This window comes from Streptomyces sp. NBC_00647 (genome assembly GCF_045207245.1).
GTDB lineage: Bacteria > Actinomycetota > Actinomycetes > Streptomycetales > Streptomycetaceae > Streptomyces.
The window spans coordinates 1,292,007-1,305,918 of record NZ_CP109040.1; the positions used below are offsets into that span (position 1 = coordinate 1,292,007).

The following is a 13,912-nucleotide window of genomic DNA, read 5'->3' on the forward strand; positions in this document are numbered from 1 at the left end:
GAACGACGGAGGATGCATGAGCGACGACGACGCCCCCACCGGACCGAGGTGTCTGGTGACCGGTGCGACCGGCTACATCGGCGGACGGCTGGTCCCCGAGCTGCTGGCCGAGGGGTACCGGGTGCGCTGTCTGGCCCGCTCCCCCGCCAAACTGCGCGACTACCCCTGGGCGGGCGAGGCGGAGGTGGTGCGCGGAGACGTCACGGACGCCGCTTCCGTCGCCGACGCGATGGACGGGTGCGAGGTCGCCTACTACCTCGTGCACGCGCTCGGCACGGGTCACGACTTCGAGGAGACCGACCGCAGGGCGGCCCGGATCTTCGGCGAGCAGGCCCGCGCGGCGGGTGTGCGGCGCATCGTCTACCTGGGCGGCCTCACCCCTGCGGGCGTACCGGAGGCGGAGTTGTCACCGCACCTCAGGTCGCGGGCCGAGGTGGGCCGCATCCTGATGGAGTCGGGGGTACCGACCACCGTGCTGCGCGCCGCGGTGATCATCGGCTCCGGCTCGGCCTCGTTCGAGATGCTGCGCTATCTGACCGAGCGGCTGCCGGTGATGGTGACGCCGAGCTGGGTGCACACCCGGATCCAGCCGATGGGCGTACGCGATGTGCTGCGCACCCTGGTCGGCAGCGCCCGGATGCCCGCGGAGGTCAACCGCGCCTTCGACATCGGCGGCCCCGAGGTCCTCACCTACCTGGAGATGATGCGGCGGTACGCGGCCATCGCCGGGCTGCCCCGCAGACTCATCTTCCCGGTGCCGGTGCTCACGCCCCGGCTGTCCAGTCACTGGGTCGGACTGGTCACCCCGGTGCCCGCGTCCATCGCGCGGCCGCTCACCGAGTCGCTGCGCCACGAGGTCGTGTGCCGCGAGCACGACATCGTCCGGTACGTCCCCGATCCCCCGGGACGGCCGATCGGCTTCGACGCGTCGGTGTCCCTGGCGCTCCAGCGGGTGCGTGACGCCCAGGTGACCACGCGCTGGTCGTCGGCCTCGTATCCGGGGACGTCCAGTGATCCGCTGCCCACCGACCCCGACTGGGCCGGCGGCAGTCTCTACACCGACCGCCGCGAGCTGACGGTGGACGCGTCGCCCGAGGCGCTGTGGCGGGTGATCGAGGGCATCGGCGGTGACAACGGCTGGTACTCCTTCCCCCTGGCCTGGGCGGTGCGCGGCTGGCTCGACCGCGCGGTGGGCGGGGTGGGGCTGCGGCGCGGGCGCCGGGACGCCGCCCGGCTGCGGGTCGGCGACTCGCTCGACTTCTGGCGCGTGGAGGAGATCGAGCCGGGTCATCTGCTGCGGCTGCGCGCCGAGATGCGGCTGCCGGGTCTGGCCTGGCTGGAGATGTACGCCGAGGTGACGGACGACGGGCGTACGCGCTACCGCCAGCGTGCCCTGTTCCATCCGCACGGGCTGCTCGGCCACCTGTACTGGTGGAGCGTCTCGCCGTTCCACTCCGTGGTGTTCGGCGGTATGGCCCGCAACATCGCGAAGGCCGCCGTGAAGAACGCGCCCGCCGGGCGGGAGGAACCCGCGCTCACCCGCTGACCCCGCATCCGCGGGACCCGGCCGGGCCGAAGCAGACCGACGCCCTGCCCCCTCGCGGACCTGCCCCGGAGCCACACCATGACCATCTCTGTCGTCCTGTTCACCTCGGACCTGCGACTGCACGACCACCCGCCGCTGCGTGCCGCCCTCGACGGTTCCGACGCGGTGGTGCCGCTGTTCGTCCGCGACGAGGCCGTCGTGGAGGCCGGGTTCACCGTTCCCAACCGGATGGCCTTCCTCGCCGACTGTCTGGCGGATCTGGACGCCGGGCTGCGGGAGCGCGGCGGCCGTCTCGTGGTGCGTTCCGGCGACGTGGTGGCCGAGGTGGCCAAGACGGTCGCGGAGGCAGACGCCGACGAGGTGCACATGGCGGCGGGGGTCAGCGCCTTCGCGCACCGCCGGGAGGAGCGGCTGCGCGCCGCGCTGGAGGCGGAGGGGTGCCGTCTGCATGTCCACGAGACGGTGATCACCGCACTGGCTCCCGGCGCGGTCACCCCGGCGTCCTCCGACCACTTCGCCGTCTTCACGCCCTATCACCGCCAGTGGGCGCGGCAGCCGTTGCGGGACGCGGTCCCCGCTCCCCGGGCCGTCCGGGTGCCGGAGGCCGTCGGCTCGGAGGAGATCCCGTCCCGCTCGGAGGTGTCCGGAGTGTCGCCGGGGCTGGCCACGGGCGGTGAGACGGAGGCCAGGAAGCGCGTCACGGCCTGGCTGCGGGGCGGGATCGGGGCGTACGAGGACCGCCATGACGACCTGCCGGGCGACGCGACCTCCCGGCTCTCCCCCCACCTGCACTTCGGCACTCTGTCGCCGGTCGAGCTGGTCCACCGGGCGGCCGCCGCGAGCGGTCCGGGCGCCGAGGCGTTCGTACGGCAGCTGGCGTGGCGGGACTTCCACCACCAGGTGCTGGCCGCCCGGCCGAACGCGTCCGGCGCCGACTACCGCTCCCAGCACGACCGTTGGCGCTCTGCCGCCGAGGCGCGGGACGACATCGAGGCGTGGCGGGAGGGGCGGACCGGCTATCCGGTGGTGGACGCGGCGATGCGGCAGCTGCGGCACGAGGGCTGGATGCACAACCGGGGCCGCCTGCTCACCGCGAGCTTCCTGGCCAAGACGCTGTACGTGGACTGGCGGGTCGGGGCCCGGCACTTCCTGGACCTGCTGGTGGACGGCGATGTCGCCAACAACCAGCTCAACTGGCAGTGGATGGCGGGAACGGGCACGGACAGCCGGCCCAACCGCGTCCTGAACCCGGTGACCCAGGCCAAGAAGTACGACCCGGACGGAGCATATGTCCGGCGCTGGGTGCCCGAGTTGGCGGGGCTCGGGGGGCGTGCCGTGCACGAGCCGTGGAAGCTCCGGGGCCTTGACCGCGCGGCCTTCGACTACCCGGACCCGATCGTCGATCTGTCCGAGGGGCTGGCCCGGTTCAGGAAGGCCCGGGGCCGCGACTGAGCTTCGGCGCCGTGACCGGGCGTCGCGGCCGTGACCAGGTGCTTCGGGAGACTCGGCGACCGCGCAGAACTTGCCGGGATTTTACCCGGAGCGGTGATTGCTTCGCGGCCCGGCACCGTACATGTGGTCGTCCGAACCACTCGTACCGGATCCGTCCGTACCGGATCCACCGCGCGGCCGACCGGAGTCAACGGCTCCGGGGCGCCGCCCCGCCCCCCAGGAGGCTGCTCAATGCGCATTGCACGGAACGCGGGAACACTCTTCGTGACCGGCGCGTTGACCCTGACCCTCGCCGCGCTCGCCTATCCGGCCATGCTGGGGGTGTCGACCGCGTCCACCACCTCGACCCGCATCATCGCCAATCCGTCCTCGGGGCCGCTGACCGAGGCCGACCGCGACTTCGTCGTCAAGGTGCGCGCGGCGGGACTGTGGGAGTACCCGGTCGGGCAACTGGCCCTGCAGAAGGGGACCATACCGGCGGTCCGTACAGCGGGGGAGCACCTGATCTCGGGGCATGCCGGGCTCGACGACACGAGCCGCAAGATCGCCACGCAGCTCGGCATCACGCTGCCCAACAAGCCGTCCCCGCAACAGCAGGGCTTCGTGGCGACGTTGAGCGCGGACAGCGGCAAGAAGTTCGACACCGACTTCGCCAACATCCTGCGCATCACGCACGGACAGATCTTCTCGACCGTCGCGAAGATCCGCGCCACGACCGAGAACACCCTGGTACGTCAGCTCGCGGATCAGGCCAACGACACCGTGCTGGACCACATCACCGTGATGGAGAAGACCGGACTGGTCGATTTCGAGCAGGTGATCATCCAGGAGACGACCCTTCCGAAGGTGCCCAAGGACAATCTGACGCCTCCCGCGCCGCAGCCCGGCGAGCCGGTCGTCGTCCTGACGCCGCCCGCGGGCGGCGGAGCGGGTGGCGGAGCGGTTTCCGCGAAGCCCTCACCGACGCCGACGGTGGGCTGATCGGCGAGGGCGACGGTACGGCGGTGACGCGGGCGGCCCGGTGAGCGGCGGCCGGTTCAGCCGCCGGCCAGACCCGCCAGCGTGGTGAGCGCGTCCCGCAGTCCCGGCGGCCGGAGCATGCCCGGCTCCGCGCGTCCGGCCCAGCCGGGGCCGCCCAGGAGGACGGCGGGATGACTGCGGGCGCCCTTGACGCCCCAGGCGGTGGCGGCGATGTGCCGGGCCAGCGGGCGGTCGGCGGTGGAACGGGTCTGGGACCACAGCACGACGGCGACCGGCCCCAGCCGCCGCACCGCCGCGGTCAGTGCCTCCGGGGGCACCGCGGGGCCGAACATCCGGGTGGGCAGGCCCTGTTCGACGAGCCCCGCGTGCAGCGCCTCGAGCGGCAGGCAGTGCTGTTCGCCCGGCACGCAGGCCAGCACCACGGGTCCCGCGCCGGCGGCCGGCACTCCGGGCGCCGCCGGTCCGGGGGCGCGGTGCAGCACTCGGGAGATGTGCCAGGACAGCAGGTGCTCCACCTCCACGTAACGGTCCCCGGCGGACTCCCACTTGCGCCCCACCGCGTGCAGGGTCGGCACCATCACCTCCTCCCAGCCGACGACCACGCCGTGCCGTGTGACGAGGGAGGTCAACTGGTCGTCCACAGAGGGCGCGTCGAGGCGTACGGCGGCGCGCGCGAGACCCTTGCACTCCTGCCGGGCGTCACCGAGGGGCAGCGCTCCGGCCGCCCTCGAACGGGGATCGTCCGGCCCGGCGGGGGCATCGGCCTCGGGCGCGACCGGGTCGGCCCCGCCCTTCGCCGCCCTGGCCGCCTCGGCGGGCGGCACTCCCGCCGAGGTCAGCCGGCACATCTCCTCGAGCATCGCGACGTCCTGGGGCGTCCAGCGGCGGTGCCGTCCGTCGGAACGGACCGCGGGCCCCACGCCGTACCGGCGGTCCCAGGACCGCAGGGTGGTGGGTGAGACTCCGAGGCGACGGGCCAGCGCACCGGTGGTGACACCGGCCTCGGCGGATCCCGTGCCCGGTCCCCGCCCCTGATCCGCCCGGCTCTCACCCATACGGCGACTATACGACGCAGAAACGATGCGAGTTGTCGCCTCTGTCCCCTCGTTCACACGATGGGTTCACGGGCCCGCCGCAGAAGGCGCCCGGAGCGAGGAGCCGTGGCCATGAGCGCAGATCCGACCGTCGAACAGCGGACCGCAGAGCCCGCGGACGCGATCCCGGACACGATCACGGACGCGATCGCGGACGCGGACCTGGCGCGGGGCATCATCGACGGGGACGAGGCCTCGATCGCCGCCGCGTACCGGCGCTGGGCCCCCCTCGTCCACACGCTCGCCCGACGCTCGCTGGGCGACCCGCGCGAAGCCGAGGACGTCACCCAGCAGGTGTTCCTCGCCGTGTGGCGGGGCGGGCGGGGCTATCGCCCGGAGCGCGGCACACTCGCCGGCTGGCTCGTCGGCATCACCCGGCGCAAGATCGCCGACGCGCTGTCCGCGCGGACCCGGCGCACCGAACTGGTCGGTGCGGCCGGCGCCCTCCTGGTCCTCGCCGACGACACGCGGGCCCGGCCCGAAGCGGCGCTCGACCGGGTCCTGGTCCGGCACGAGCTGGCCAAGCTCCCCACACCGCAGCGCCGGGTGCTGCACCTCGCGTTCTACGAGGACCTCACGCAGACGCAGATCGCGCAGCGCACCGGCCTGCCGCTGGGCACGGTCAAGAGCCACTCCCGACGCGGTCTGCACCAGTTGCGCGACGGCCTGCGGTCGGCCGCGGAGGTCTGAACGCCGACCGCGCGCCGTGTTCCGCGGACCGCCCGTGCCCCGGCGCACCGTCGTGACGCGTCCCGGCCCGTCCGGATCTTTCCGGCCCCGGGCCAATCCGCCGCCCGACCTGCTTCGGATCACTTCCGAACCGTCAACGCGTCCTGGAGGACTCACACCGTGAAGGAAGCCGTGGAGATCGGGAGAAACCCGTCTGCGGAGCCGGACCTGCCGGATCTCATGGCCCGGGTCGCCCGGGGCGACCAGCAGGCGTTCGCCTCGCTCTACGACGTCGTGGCGGGTCCCGTCCTCGGCGTCGTGCGCAGGGTGCTGCGCGACCGGGCGCAGTCGGAGGAGGTCACCCAGGAGGTGCTGGTCGAGGTGTGGCGGACCGCCGCCCGCTACCGGCCCGAGCGCGGGTCGGTGACGAACTGGGTCCTCACCCTCGCCCACCAGCGGTCCGTGGACCGGGTGCGCTCGGTCGAGGCCTCGGCGGCGCGGGAGCACAAGGCCGCTCTCCTCGACCGGACGCCCGAGTTCGACGAGGTGATCGAGCAGGTCGAGGCGCGTCTGGAACGTGAGCAGGTACGGCGCTGTCTGCGCACCCTGACGGAGCTCCAGCGCCAGACGGTGACGTTGGCCTACTACCGCGGACTGACCTACCGGGAGGTGGCGGAGCTGCTCACGCTTCCCCTCGGCACGGTCAAGACCCGCCTGCGCGACGGCCTGATCCGACTGCGTGACTGCCTGGGGGTGACGGCGTGACCACGATGGACCTGCACACGCTGACCGGCGCGTACGCGCTGCACGCGCTGGCCGACGACGAACGGGAACGGTTCGAGCGGCACGCCGCGGACTGCGAGGCCTGTGCGCAGGAGGTCCGGGAACTGACCGCCACGGCCGCGCGGCTGGGCCTGGCCGTCACCACGTCGCCGGGCCCGGCCCTCAAGGACCAGGTCATGCGACGGATCACCACGGTCCGCCAGGAGGGGCCGCGCACGATTCCCCTGACGGCGCCCCGACGCGCCGGCACCCGCCGCGTGCGTCGGCCCGCGCGGTGGGCGCTGGCCGCCGTCCTGGCCGCCGCTGCCGCGTTGGGGGGTACGGCGGCATGGCAGCACGAGCGCGCCCAGGACGCCCAGGAGCAGGCCCGGCAGGCCGAGCGGCGCACGAACGAGGTGGCCGCGGTCCTCGCCGCCCCCGACGCCAGGTCGCGTACGGCGACGCTGGGGGACGGGGCGAGCGGAACGGTCGTGGTGTCCAAGAGCCGGGACCAGGCCGTGTTCATCGCGTCGCGGATGGCGAGGCCGCCGAGCGGCAAGGTCTACCAGCTGTGGTTCGCCGACGCCGGCTCCATGCGGTCCGCCGGGCTGATGGACCCCGGCCGCACCACCGAGGCGGTGCTCATGGAGGGCTCCGTCGACGGCGCGTCCGGCATGGGGATCACGGTGGAGCCGGCCGGCGGTTCGGCCGAACCCACCTCCGATCCGGTGGCTCTGCTGAGTTTCCCCGCCTGAGCGTTCGTGCCCTCGCCCACTGCACCGGTGAAGGGCACGAGGTGCTCGCCGTACCGCCTGTGGGTCCCCTCCGGCGGGAGGGGACCCACAGGCGACGCCGCGGTGCCGGGCAGGGAATTCCGGAGCGGGTCAGCCGTGACGCCTCGGCGGCCGCGGAAAGAAGCCGCTGGTGCGCGCCGCGTACTCGCGAAAGCCCGGACGCTCGGCCATGTGGCGCTCCAGCATCGGCTTTCCGCTTCCGCTGATGAGGAGGTAACTCATCACCAGCGGCGACACCACCGACACCGCCGCCGACGGCGCGCTGTCGCAGGCGAGCAGGAACAGGCCCCACCACACGCAGAAGTCGCCGAAGTAGTTGGGGTGGCGGGTCCAGCTCCACAGTCCGCGGTCCATGACGCGGCCGCGGTGGGCGGGGTCGGCCTTGAAGCGGGCGAGCTGGGCGTCGCCCACCGCCTCGAAGAACAGGCCGACCGCCCACAGCGCGGTGCCCGCCCAGGCGAAGGCGGTCAGCGGCCCCGGCACGTACTGCGCGGCCTGGACCGGCAGCGACACCAGCCACACCAGTGCCCCTTGCAGGAGGTACACCACGCGCAGGGCGTAGAGGTCACGGCTGCCGGGGGCCTTGGCCAGCAGGGCTTCGTAGCGCGGGTCCTCGCCGTGCCCCCGGCCGCGCCGCGCGATGTGCGCGGCCAGCCGCAGTCCCCACACCGAGGTGAGGACCGTGACCAGCACGCGCCGCGCGTCGTCGCCCTCCCCGGCGGATGCCAGGAACGTGACGAGGGCGACCGCGGTGAACCCGACCCCCCAGGCGACGTCCACGATCCGGTGCAGGCCCTTGCGTACGGCGACGACGAAGGTGGCGAGCATGACGGCGAGAGCCGCGGCGGCCGCGAGAGCGAGGTTCTGGGCGAACGCGCCCCAGGGGAAGCCGCTCATCGCTCGTCCGTGTCCGGGTACCAGGCGCGCGGGACGGCGGGCATGCCGCTGATCCCGGCGGGGGTGGGCCGCACGCTCAGGATCTGGTCGAGGCCCATGCGGCGCTCCTCGAAGGCGAGCGCCCCGCCGACGAGGTAGAGCCGCCACACGCGCGCCGTCTCCTCCCCGACGAGCCGCACGAAGTCGTCCCAGCGCTCCTCCAGGGTGCGGTGCCAGGCCGCGACCGTCCGGACGTAGTGCTCGCGCAGCGATTCCACGGAGCGCACCTCGAGACCTGCGCCCTCCAGGAGTCCGACGGTCTCGCCCAGGGGCCGCATGTGCATGTCGGGGGCGATGTACGCCTCGATGAACGCGCCGCCGCCCGGGGCGACGGATCCGCGGGACATCTGCTGCACGAGAACGCGCCCCTGGGGACGCACCAGCCGGCGCAGGGAGGCGGCGAAGGCCGGGTACTCGGCGTCGCCGACGTGTTCGCCCATCTCGACCGTGGCGACCGCGTCGTAGGCGCCTCCCTCGATGTCCCGGTAGTCCTGGCACACCACGTCGACCAGGTGCTCCAGTCGGCGCTCCCGCACCTGCTCGCGCAGGTACGCCGCCTGTTCCGCGGCCAACGTGACCGCGGTGGCCTGCGTCTTGTGCTCCTCGGCCGCGTACAGGGTGAGGGAGCCCCAGCCGCATCCGATGTCGAGGAGCCGGGCTCCCGGTACCAGACCGAGCTTGCGGCAGATCAGCTCCAGCTTGGCGCGCTGGGCGTCGGCGGGGCCGAAGGCGGGGTCGTCGCTCGTCCAGTAGCCGCTGGAGTAGGCCATGGTGTCGTCGAGGAGCAGGCGGTAGAACGCGTTCGACAGGTCGTAGTGGTGGCTGATGGCGGCCCGGTCGCGGGACCTGCTGTGCAGGCCGCCGCGCAGGCGTGCCTGTGAGGCGGGGGTCGCGGGCCGGGGTCCGACCGCCCCGAGGCGCAGGGCCGCCCCGGCGGCGTGGGCCCGGTCGGCGAGCGTGAGGCGGGGTGTGTGCAGACCGCGTTCGCGTACGGCGGCCCACATCACCCGGAGGGCCTGTGCGAGGTCGCCCTCGACGTCGAGTTCGCGTGTGATGTAGGCCTGGGCCAGGCCGAGTTCCCCGGGCTGCCAGAGCAGCCGCCTGAGGGCACGTCGTGAACGCACCACCACGACGGGGGTGCCGGGCGGTCCGGACTCGCTGCCGTCCCAGGCGCGCAGCCGCAGCGGGAGCGGTCCGCCGAGCGCGTCCTCGGCCAGTGCGGCGAGCCGGTGGGCGGCGCCGCGTCGAGCGGTGCGGGCGGCGGGCGCGGTGCTCATGGGGTGGGGTCCTCCTTCGTGAACAGGTACTGCTGGACGTCCAGATAGCCGGAGCGGAACCCGGCTTCGGAGTAGGCGAGGTAGAAGGTCCACATGCGGCGGAAGGTCTCGTCGAAGCCGAGCGCGGCGACCTCGTCCGCCCGCTCGGTGAACCGTTCGCGCCACAGGCGCAGGGTCTCCGCGTAGTGCGCCCCGAAGCCGTCCCTGCGGGTGACGCGCAGGGAGGTGTGGGCTCGGCTCACCTCGTCCACCGCATCCACGGAGGGCAGCAGTCCGCCGGGGAAGATGTACTTCTGGATCCAGGTGAAGGTGTCGCGGGAGGCGAGCATGCGGTCGTGCGGCATGGTGATCGCCTGGAGCGCGACGCGTCCGCCGGGGGCGAGGCGTGCGTCGAGGGTGGCGAAGTAGACGGGCCAGAACTCCTCGCCGACCGCCTCGATCATCTCGACGCTGACCACGGCGTCGTACGTGCCTCCGGCCTCGCGGTAGTCGCACAGCTCGATGCTCACCCGGTCGTCGAGTCCTGCCGCTCGTACCCGCTCGCGGGCCAGGGCCCGTTGTTCCCGGGAGAGGGTGAGCGAGGTGACCTGGGCCCCGCGCGCGGCGGCGCGTATCGCCAACTCTCCCCAGCCGGTGCCGATCTCGAGGAGCCGGGTGCCGGGTCCGACCTCGGCGAGGTCCAGCAGGCGGTCGATCTTGCGGTGTTGCGCGGTGGCCAGGAGGGACCAGGTGGCGGGGAAGCCCCGGAAGAGGGCCGCCGAGTAGCTGAGGGTGTCGTCGAGGAAGAGCGCGAACAGGTCGTTGGAGAGGTCGTAGTGGCGGCTGATGTTGTCGCGGGCGCCCGTAGGGGTGTTGCGCTGGACGTCGGGCCGGCTCATCGCCCACAGTCCCCGCAGCTTCTGGAGCGGGGCCGGGACGAGTTGTGCCGCGTTCCCTGCGAGCACGGTGAGCGCGGCGACGAGGTCGGGCGCGTCCCACTCCCCCGCCATGTAGGACTCGCCGAAGCCGATGAGGCCCTGGGCGCCGATGCGGCGGTGGAAGGCTGCCGGGTCGTGGATCTCGATGACGGGGCCGCCCGTACCGACGCGGGTGCCATCGGCGAACCGGGCCTGCAGGGGCAGGCGTTCCAGCGCCCGGCGCAGCAGGGCCCGGGTGACGGCGGTGCGGGCCCGCGAGGTGTCCGGCGGCGTCAGCACGTCCGGCCAGCGGTCCGGGTCGGTGTCCTGTCGTGGTGCCGCGACGGGGCAGGACTCGGCAGTCCTCATTTCACGTTCTCCTGGGCTCGGTGAGGGGTGCGGGGCTGGACGGGCAGTCCGCGCAGATAGAGGCGGATGCCGTGCAGCCGGATGGCGGCGGACACGGCGGCGGTGGACCACGGGTTGCGCAGGGCCTGGCGCAGCAGCGCGCCGACGCCCGCGGCCCGGCGGGTCCCGCGGACGGTGGCGGTGAAGGGCCGGGCGCCCTCGCGTTCCAGATGGACCGTCAGGTCGAGTCGGCTGCCGGGCCTGGGCAGCCGCATCCGGTACGCGCCGTCGACGGGGAAGAACGGCGAGACGTAGAACTCCTTGCGTGTCCGCGCGGTCCCGGTGTCGTCGGGGCGCAGCAGATAGGAGTGCCGTTCGCCGTAGGTGTTGTGCACCTCGGCGACGACGCATCGCGCCGTGCCGTCGGGGTCGTGACACCAGTACAGGGTCAGCGGGTTGAAGACGTGGCCGAGGACCCGGGCGTGGGCGAGCATCACCACCGGGCCGCCGCGCAGGTCGATGCCGTGCGAGGCGAGGAAGCGGTCCAGGGCCGCCCGGATGCTCGGCTGGTCGCCGTCGAAGTGGTCGCGGGGATCGAATCTGGCCAACGGGCGCAGGAGACGGGGCAGTTCGGGCGGACGGTCGGGGTCCGTCAGCCACATGTAGGTCCGGTGGCGCAGCCCGTACCGGGTGGGTGCGGTGCGTATGTGTGCGACCGTGCAGGGATAGAGGGCGGGGGTGTCGATCACCAGGTCACCCCCAGCGCGGCGGCGGCCTCGACGCCGGACCGGCAGCCGTCCTCGTGGAAGCCCCATCCGTGATAGGCGCCCGCGTACGCGGTCACCGGGCTGTTGAGCTGCGGGAGTCGGCGTTGCGCCGCGACGGACTCGGGCGTGTAGACGGGGTGTTCGTACTCCATGCGGGCCAGGACCCGGGACGGGTCGACGCGGTCCTCGCCGCCCAGGGTGACGACATAGGTCTCGGGCGCGTCCAGCCGCTGGAGGCGGTTCATGTCGTAGCTGACCCGGACCCGGTCCGCGTCGGTGCAGCAGTCCGGCATCAGGTAGTTCCAGGAGGCGCGGGCCCCGGTGGCGCGCGGCAGGAGTGCCGTGTCGGTGTGCAGGAGGGTGGTGTTGCGTGAGTAGCGGAAGGCTCCGAGCACCTCGCGCTCGGCCGGGCCGGGGTCCGCGAGCAGCCGCAGAGCCTGGTCGGGATGGACCGCGATCACCACGGAGCCGTACGAGGCGGTGGTGCCGTCCTCGGTGGTGATCTCCACCCCGTCGGCGTGGCGGCGCACGGCCCGGACCGGGGTGGAGGTGTGCACCGCGTCGAGCTGTTTGGCCAGTTGGTCGACGTAGGAGCGGGAGCCGCCCGTCACCGTGCGCCAGACCGGCGAGTCGCCCACCGAGAGCATGCCGTGGTGCTCCATGAAGCGGAACAGATAGGCGGCGGGGTAGCGGCGGGCGGTGGCCGCGTCGCAGGACCAGACAGCGGAGACGAGCGGGGTCATGAAGTGCCGGATGAAATAGGGCGAGAAGCGCTGCCAGGCCAGGAACTCGCCCAGGGTGAGGGTGTCTTCGCGGCCCTCGGCCAGCAGGCGGCGGGCAGCGCGGTGGAAGGCCGGCACCTCGGCGAGCATCCGCAGATAGGAGCCGCGCAGCGCGTTGCGCGGCCGGGCGAACAGGCCTGCGGGGCCGCGCGCGCCCGCGTATTCGAGTCCGCATCCCTCGCACCGCACCGACATGCTCATCTCGGACTCCTGGGTGGCGACGCCGAGTTCGGCGAACAGCCGCAGCAGGTTCGGGTAGGTGCGGTGGTTGTGCACGATGAAGCCCGAGTCGACGCGGTGCAGGCGCCCGTCGGACGAGGTCAGGTCGTGGGTGTGCGCGTGTCCGCCGAGCCGGTCGTCCGCCTCGTAGAGCGCCACGGGCCCCACGCGGCTGAGCACGTGCGCGGCGGTGAGACCGGCCACTCCCCCGCCGATGACGGCCGTACGCCGGCGCGCCCCCTGCCGTTCCCGCCCCATGTGCCCGGCGCCGCCGTCCGAAGCGTCCGCGGACCTGTTCCTCATCGGTTTCCTCCCGCCGGCTCCCTGCCGGAGCTCTCGGAGGTATTCCGGAGCTGGGGCCTCGACGGATTGGCCGGGGAGCGATCATCCTTCGATCGGGTGAGGAGGCGGCCGGAGGACGCCGTGACCGGTGGACCTCAGGCGCCGGGTCGCCCCCTCACCGGGTGCCCGTGCCCCCCGCCCCGCCCGTGTACCGGGCCAGTTCCCAGGGGTCGTGGGCGCTGAGGACGTCGACCTCGTCGCCGTGCAGGCGGACCAGTTCGCGCAGCCGGGCGTGGTTGGCGAGCCGCAGGGGCCGGTCCACCTCGGTGATCTGCTGGAGGATGTCCATGCCGGGGTGGCCCTGGGGGCGGTCGGGGTCGATCTCGCGGTGGAAGTAGTAGGCGTCACCGCAGTGCAGGAGCCAGCGCCCGGCGTCCCGGACGGCTGTCGCGCTGTGGCCCCGGGTGTGCCCGCCGAGCGGGACGAGCAGGATCTCCGCGTCCAGGCCCTCCAGCGGGCGGACCGCGTCGAACCCGAACCAGGGGTCCCCCGAGGGCTCCGCGTACGTGACCCAGTGCGGCCGGTGCGCCCACTGGGCCGGACGGTAGCGGACGCGGTCCTCGGGGTGGGCGCCGGGTGCCGCCATGGCCGCGCGGTGCTCGGCCTCGCTCAGATGGACCTTGGCCCAGGGGAAGTCGGGCAGACCGCCGGCGTGGTCGAGGTCGAGATGGCTGAGCACGATGTGCCGTACGTCCTCGGGCCGGAAGCCGAGGGCGGTGACCTGGTGCAGCGCGGTCTCGGCGAGGTCCAGGACCGGCTGGGCGCGGCCGAGGAAGTCCGCGCCGAGGCTCTCCTCGGGCCGTGCCACATCGGCCGTACCGATGCCGCTCTCGACCAGGACGAGGCCGTCGCGGTCCGTTTCGACGAGCAGGCAGTGGCACACCGCGGGGAGACTCCCCTCCGCGCTGTCGATCGTTCGCAGGGAACCGCAGTTCAGGTGGTGGATCTTCACGAGTGAGTCCCTTCGGGCGTCCGTGGATGCCCCCTGGCACCGGCACGGAGCTGTACTGGGGTGCGCTATAGATAACGAACGTTCGTAAGCTAATA

General features: G+C 73.1%; 13 protein-coding genes. 6 read left to right on the top strand and 7 right to left on the bottom strand.

What is annotated here, in order from left to right:
* The first annotated feature begins 16 nt into the window (after window positions 1-16).
* The 3 genes from OG788_RS05750 (at window position 17) to OG788_RS05760 (ending at window position 3,979) form a co-directional block, all read left to right on the top strand.
* The gene (locus tag OG788_RS05750) at window positions 17-1,546 is read left to right on the top strand and encodes an SDR family oxidoreductase (RefSeq protein WP_406369376.1); all 1,530 of its coding nucleotides are present in this window, start codon (window positions 17-19) and stop codon (window positions 1,544-1,546) included.
* 78 nt (window positions 1,547-1,624) lie between these two features.
* Window positions 1,625-2,998, top strand: coding sequence for a cryptochrome/photolyase family protein (locus OG788_RS05755; RefSeq protein ID WP_406369377.1), 1,374 nt, complete (start codon window positions 1,625-1,627; stop codon window positions 2,996-2,998).
* Between the two features lie 231 nt (window positions 2,999-3,229).
* Window positions 3,230-3,979, top strand: coding sequence for a DUF4142 domain-containing protein (locus OG788_RS05760; RefSeq protein WP_406369378.1), 750 nt, complete (start codon window positions 3,230-3,232; stop codon window positions 3,977-3,979).
* 56 nt (window positions 3,980-4,035) lie between these two features.
* Here OG788_RS05760 and OG788_RS05765 read toward each other — a convergent pair whose 3' ends face one another.
* Window positions 4,036-5,034 (bottom strand): MerR family transcriptional regulator, encoded by a 999-nt coding sequence (locus OG788_RS05765; RefSeq protein ID WP_406369379.1) that lies wholly within the window; start codon window positions 5,032-5,034, stop codon window positions 4,036-4,038.
* 111 nt (window positions 5,035-5,145) lie between these two features.
* On the opposite strand from OG788_RS05765, the gene OG788_RS05770 reads away from it, so the two are divergent.
* From OG788_RS05770 to OG788_RS05780, 3 genes are all read left to right on the top strand, one after another.
* Entirely contained in the window at window positions 5,146-5,763 is a 618-nt protein-coding gene (locus tag OG788_RS05770) for a sigma-70 family RNA polymerase sigma factor (protein WP_351541942.1), read from the top strand.
* 159 nt (window positions 5,764-5,922) lie between these two features.
* Entirely contained in the window at window positions 5,923-6,507 is a 585-nt protein-coding gene (locus OG788_RS05775; protein WP_406369380.1) for a sigma-70 family RNA polymerase sigma factor, read from the top strand.
* On the top strand, window positions 6,504-7,259 hold the full coding sequence (locus OG788_RS05780) for an anti-sigma factor domain-containing protein (protein WP_406369381.1): 756 nt from the start codon (window positions 6,504-6,506) through the stop codon (window positions 7,257-7,259). Before OG788_RS05775 ends, OG788_RS05780 begins: the two co-directional genes overlap by 4 nt.
* A gap of 129 nt (window positions 7,260-7,388) precedes the next feature.
* Here the strand turns inward: OG788_RS05780 and OG788_RS05785 are convergent, their stop codons facing one another.
* From OG788_RS05785 to OG788_RS05810, 6 genes are all read right to left on the bottom strand, one after another.
* Window positions 7,389-8,195, bottom strand: a complete 807-nt coding sequence (locus tag OG788_RS05785) for a DUF1295 domain-containing protein (RefSeq protein WP_406369382.1) — start codon at window positions 8,193-8,195, stop codon at window positions 7,389-7,391.
* Window positions 8,192-9,511: a class I SAM-dependent methyltransferase gene (locus OG788_RS05790; protein WP_406369383.1), complete on the bottom strand. Its 1,320-nt coding sequence runs from the start codon at window positions 9,509-9,511 to the stop codon at window positions 8,192-8,194. Before OG788_RS05790 ends, OG788_RS05785 begins: the two co-directional genes overlap by 4 nt.
* On the bottom strand, window positions 9,508-10,776 hold the full coding sequence (locus OG788_RS05795) for a class I SAM-dependent methyltransferase (protein WP_406369384.1): 1,269 nt from the start codon (window positions 10,774-10,776) through the stop codon (window positions 9,508-9,510). Before OG788_RS05795 ends, OG788_RS05790 begins: the two co-directional genes overlap by 4 nt.
* A complete protein-coding gene (locus OG788_RS05800) occupies window positions 10,773-11,501 on the bottom strand; it encodes a DUF1365 domain-containing protein (protein WP_406376678.1) in 729 nt (242 codons plus the stop codon). Before OG788_RS05800 ends, OG788_RS05795 begins: the two co-directional genes overlap by 4 nt.
* Window positions 11,501-12,781: an NAD(P)/FAD-dependent oxidoreductase gene (locus tag OG788_RS05805; RefSeq protein ID WP_406376679.1), complete on the bottom strand. Its 1,281-nt coding sequence runs from the start codon at window positions 12,779-12,781 to the stop codon at window positions 11,501-11,503. Before OG788_RS05805 ends, OG788_RS05800 begins: the two co-directional genes overlap by 1 nt.
* A gap of 199 nt (window positions 12,782-12,980) precedes the next feature.
* A complete protein-coding gene (locus OG788_RS05810; protein WP_406369385.1) occupies window positions 12,981-13,817 on the bottom strand; it encodes an MBL fold metallo-hydrolase in 837 nt (278 codons plus the stop codon).
* Window positions 13,818-13,912 lie beyond the last annotated feature (95 nt).